Raw genomic sequence first — 4,195 nt, 5'->3', positions numbered from 1 at the left:
CTGCCGTTGCCATGGGTGCCCGAGCCGCTGCCGCAGGCGCCACGCGACGCCCGCGCGTCCGCCAGCGCCGCGGCGCCGCAGCGGATCCTGCTGGTCGAAGACGATCCGACCGTGGCCGAAGTGGTCGGCGGCCTGCTGCGCGCACGCGGCCACCACGTCACCCACGCCGCGCACGCGCTGGCCGCGCTGACCGAAGCGGCGGCCAGCGCGTTCGACATCGCCCTGCTCGATCTGGACCTGCCCGGCCTGGACGGCCTGGCGCTGGCGCGGCAGTTGCGCGCCTTCGGCTACGGCATGCCGCTGATCGCGGTCACCGCCCGTGCCGACGCCGACGCCGAACCGCAGGCGCGTGCGGCCGGTTTCAGCGGGTTCCTGCGCAAGCCGGTGACGGGCGAGATGCTGGCGAAGGCGGTGGAGGCGCCAGACGATGGAGAAGGCAGCAGGAGCGAGGAGGGCAGGTAAGTCACACCCGTCCGGTATCCGCAGCAGGTGTGACCAGCAGAGGGCAGGTGCCTTCCAGGCTGCATGCAGTCGGGACTGAAGTCCCTCCCACATGGAGCGGGTAGCGCATCCCGCTCCTGCGACTCCCCAATCCCGGCTCCCCAATCCCCAATCCCGGCTACTCCGCCACTTCCTCCACCTGCTTCGGCAGCGGCCGCGTATCCGGCAGCTGCCAGAAGATCAGGGTCGAGGTCAGGGTGATCGCGCCAACGCAGACGAAGGTCGCATGCAGCGCCGCGGTGGCGCCGTGGGTGTCGCCGAGGTGGGTGTTGAACGCGGCCAACAGGCTGCCGGCGGCCGCGGCGCCGAAGCCGGTGGCCAGCATCATCACCATCGACAGCAGGCTGTTGCCGGCGCTGGCCTGGTCGCGGTCCAGGTCGCGCAGGGTCACCGTGTTCATGACGGTGAACTGCAGCGAGTTGACCGCGCCGAACAGCGCCAGCTGCAGCAACCGCCAGCCCAGCGGCTGGCCGGCGTCGAACAGCAGGAAGCTGGCCATCGCGGTGCCGACCAGCACGGTGTTGGTCATCAGCACGCGGCGGTAGCCGAAGCGCTCCACCAGCTTCACCGCCGCGCGCTTGGAGGCCATGCCGGCCAGCGCCACCGGGATCATCATCAGCCCGGCGTTCATCGGGCTCATGCCCAGGCCCACCTGCAACAGCAGCGGGATCAGGAACGGCATGCTGCCGCTGCCCACGCGCGAGAACAGGTTGCCGAGGATGCCGATGCGGAAGCTGGCGACCTTGAACAGGTGCAGCGGGAACAGCGGCGCCGCCGCGTTGGCTGCGTGCAACCAGTAGCCGATCAGCGCCGCCAGCCCGGCGATCGCCAGCAGCATCACGAAGGCGTGGCGCAGGCCGAGCTCGGAGATGCCGTCCAGCGCCAGCGACAGCGCGACCATGCCGAAGGCCAGCATCGCGTAGCCGATCAGGTCGAAGCGGGTACGCTGCTCGCCGTAGAAGTCCGGCATGATCTTCAGCGCGGCGGCGAAGCCGATCGCGCCGATCGGCAGGTTGATCAGGAATACCCAGTGCCAGGACGCCACCTGCACCAGCCAGCCGCCCAAGGTCGGGCCAACCAGCGGCCCGATCAGCGCGGGGATGGCGATGAAGCTCATCGCGCTGAGGAACTGCGCGCGCGACACCGAGCGCATCACCGCCAGCCGGCCCACCGGCAGCAGCATCGCGCCGCCGATCCCCTGCAGCACCCGCGCGGCCACCAGATACGGCAGCCGCGGCGCCGCCGCGCACAGCAGCGAGCCGAGGGTGAACAGCACGATCGCGGCCAGGAAGGTGCGGCGGGTGCCGTAGCGGTCGGCGATCCAGCCGGAGGCGGGAATGAACATCGCCACCGCCAGCGCGTAGCTGAACACCACCGACTGCATCTGCAAGGGGCTCTCGCCCAGGCTGCGCGCCATCGCCGGCAACGCGGTGTTGACGATGGTCGCATCCAGCATCTGCATGAAGATGGCCAGCGACACCAGCCACAGCAGCGGACGGAAACTGCGCGCGTTGGGAACGGCGATCGGATCGGAGGAGGGCGCGGACATCGGTACGCAGGGCGACGCGAGGGGGCGATAGGATCGCGCAGATCGCGTCGCCGTGTCGTGCAGTTGCGCGCGTTGCGTGCTAGCGATGCAGCGCGCGCTCAGCGATCCATACTGCGGACGCCTCGGTGGATTGCGCCTAGCAGGCAGCCGCTCCTACGCGAAAGCGCAAGAGATCGAGCGCACGGTCAGATCGCCGACCGTGCGCGAGACTGGAATCCCCAATCCCCAATCCCCAATCCCCAATCCCGGCTTTTAAGCGCGCCGACTATGCCGCTGCACCGCCTCCACCAGCGCGCCAACATGCTCCGGCTGCATGTCCGGCGACAGGCCGTGACCGAGATTGAACACATGGCCGTCCAGCGAGCCGCCGTTGCCGTCGGCATAGCTGCGCAGCACGCGCTGCACTTCGCGGTCGATCGCCTCCGGCGCGCCGTACAGCATCGCCGGGTCGAGGTTGCCCTGCAGGGCAACGCGGCCGCCGGTACGGCGCGCGGCGTCGGCCAGGTCGATGGTCCAGTCCACGCCCACGCCTTCCGCACCGGAGGCCGCGAGCTCTTCCAGGTAGGGCGCGTTGCCCTTGCCGAACAGGATCAGCGGGGTGCGCTCGGCGCCGTCGCCGCGCGCCAGTTCGCGGGCGATGCGCTGCAGGTAGGGCAGGGAGAACTCGCGGTACATCGCCGGGCTCAGCACGCCGCCCCAGGTGTCGAACACCTGCAGCGCCTGCGCGCCGGCCGCGCGCTGCGCCGCCAGGTAGGCGATTACCGCGTCGGTGTTGACCGACAGCAGTGCGTGCAGCGCCGCGGGGTCGTTCAGCGCCAGCGCCTTGATCCGCGCGTAGTTGTCGCTGCCGCCGCCCTCGACCATGTAGCAGGCCAGGGTCCAGGGGCTGCCGGAGAAGCCGATCAGCGGCACGCTGCCGTCCAGTTCGCGGCGGATCACCCGCACCGCGTCCATCACGTAGCGCAGCTCGGTTTCCATGTCCGGCACGCCGAGCCGGGCGATCGCCGCGGCGTCGCGCACGGGGTGGCGGAACTTGGGGCCTTCGCCTTCGACGAAGTACAGCTCCAGGCCCATCGCATCGGGAATGGTGAGGATGTCCGAGAACAGGATCGCCGCGTCCAGCGGGAACCGCGCCAGCGGCTGCAGGGTCACTTCGCAGGCCAGCTCCGGGGTCTTGGCCATGGCCAGGAAGCTGCCGGCGCGGGCGCGGGTGGCGCGGTACTCGGGCAGGTAGCGCCCGGCCTGGCGCATCAGCCACACGGGGGTCTGGTCCACGGGCTCGCGGCGCAGCGCGCGCAGCAGGCGGTCGTTCTTGAGCATGGGGATTCCTTAGCGCGGCGCGTCGGCGCCACGGGTGAACATGACCTGGAAGCCGCGCTTGAGCTGGGCGTCGCGGGCTTTCTCGAAGGCGGCGTTGGCGTCTTCCTGCTGCAGGTAGAGCTCGCGCCGCAGCTGCGCACGGCCGCCGATCTGGCCGCTCTCGCGCAACAGTTCCCAGCCGCCGAGCAGGTCCGGCTGCAGGGTCAGCTGCAGGTAGCGTGGCGGCTCGTTGCCGTCGGGGCGTTGCTGGAGGAAGACGCGCATGCGTCGATTGTAGCGGGTGCCGGTGCAGGCGACGTGGTCCGATCGGCGGAACGCTGCGGCCGCTCAGCCGGCACGGAAGCCGCGGCGATACGCCGACGGCGGCAACCCCAGGTCGCGCGTGAACTGCAGGCGCAGCGCGCCGGCGCTGCCGAAGCCGCAGTCGGCGGCGATGCGCTCCAGCGGTAGGTCGGTGCGCTCCAGCAGTTGCTGGGCGCGGACCAGGCGCTGGTGCGCCAGCCACTGCACCACGGTGGTCCCGGTCACATGGCGGAACTGCCGGGTGAAGCTGCGCCGGCTCATCCGCGCGTGCGCGGCCAGCGCGTCCAGGCGCAGCGGCTGCTCCAGGCGCTGCAGCATCCAGTCCAGGGTCGGGCCCAACTGGGCGTCGCGGCGGCTGGCCGGCAGCGGCTGTTCGATGTACTGCGCCTGCCCGCCCTGGCGGTGCGGCGCCACCACCAGGCGCCGGGCGATGCGGTTGGCGACGTCGGCGCCGTGGCGGCGCCGCACCAGGTGCAGGCAGCAGTCGATGCCGGCGACGGTGCCGGCCGAGGTCAGCACGTC

At 71.1% G+C, this 4,195-nt stretch carries 5 protein-coding genes; 1 reads left to right on the top strand and 4 read right to left on the bottom strand.

Features of this window, described 5'->3' with window-relative positions:
- The coding region (locus D183_RS0123620) for a response regulator (RefSeq protein ID WP_017911168.1) at nt 1–462 on the top strand (462 nt) is incomplete at its 5' end.
- A 157-nt stretch (nt 463–619) separates the two neighbouring features.
- On the opposite strand, the gene mdtD is transcribed toward D183_RS0123620, so the two are convergent.
- The 4 genes from mdtD to D183_RS0123600 form a co-directional block, all read right to left on the bottom strand.
- Nucleotides 620–2,050, bottom strand: a complete 1,431-nt coding sequence (mdtD, locus tag D183_RS0123615) for a multidrug transporter subunit MdtD (RefSeq protein ID WP_017911167.1) — start codon at nt 2,048–2,050, stop codon at nt 620–622.
- 252 nt (nt 2,051–2,302) lie between these two features.
- The gene (gene hemE, locus D183_RS0123610) at nt 2,303–3,370 is read right to left on the bottom strand and encodes a uroporphyrinogen decarboxylase (RefSeq protein WP_017911166.1); all 1,068 of its coding nucleotides are present in this window, start codon (nt 3,368–3,370) and stop codon (nt 2,303–2,305) included.
- 9 nt (nt 3,371–3,379) lie between these two features.
- Nucleotides 3,380–3,634 carry a WGR domain-containing protein gene (locus D183_RS0123605; protein ID WP_010344159.1) on the bottom strand — a complete coding sequence of 85 codons (255 nt, stop codon included), beginning with the start codon at nt 3,632–3,634 and terminating at the stop codon, nt 3,380–3,382.
- 63 nt (nt 3,635–3,697) lie between these two features.
- On the bottom strand, nt 3,698–4,195 hold a 498-nt coding region (locus D183_RS0123600), incomplete at its 5' end, for a GlxA family transcriptional regulator (protein ID WP_017911165.1).

Origin of the sequence: Xanthomonas sp. SHU 199, assembly GCF_000364665.1 — a bacterium.
GTDB lineage: Bacteria > Pseudomonadota > Gammaproteobacteria > Xanthomonadales > Xanthomonadaceae > Xanthomonas_A > Xanthomonas_A sontii.
This window is presented reverse-complemented; position numbering and strand designations above follow the sequence as displayed.

What these genes read in the sequence shown, in the direction of transcription:
- mdtD (WP_017911167.1), bottom strand. Translation starts at nt 2,050, where the DNA reads ATGTCCGCGCCCTCCTCCGATCCGATCGCCGTTCCCAACGCGCGCAGT.
- hemE (WP_017911166.1), bottom strand. Translation starts at nt 3,370, where the DNA reads ATGCTCAAGAACGACCGCCTGCTGCGCGCGCTGCGCCGCGAGCCCGTG.
- D183_RS0123605 (WP_010344159.1), bottom strand. Translation starts at nt 3,634, where the DNA reads ATGCGCGTCTTCCTCCAGCAACGCCCCGACGGCAACGAGCCGCCACGC.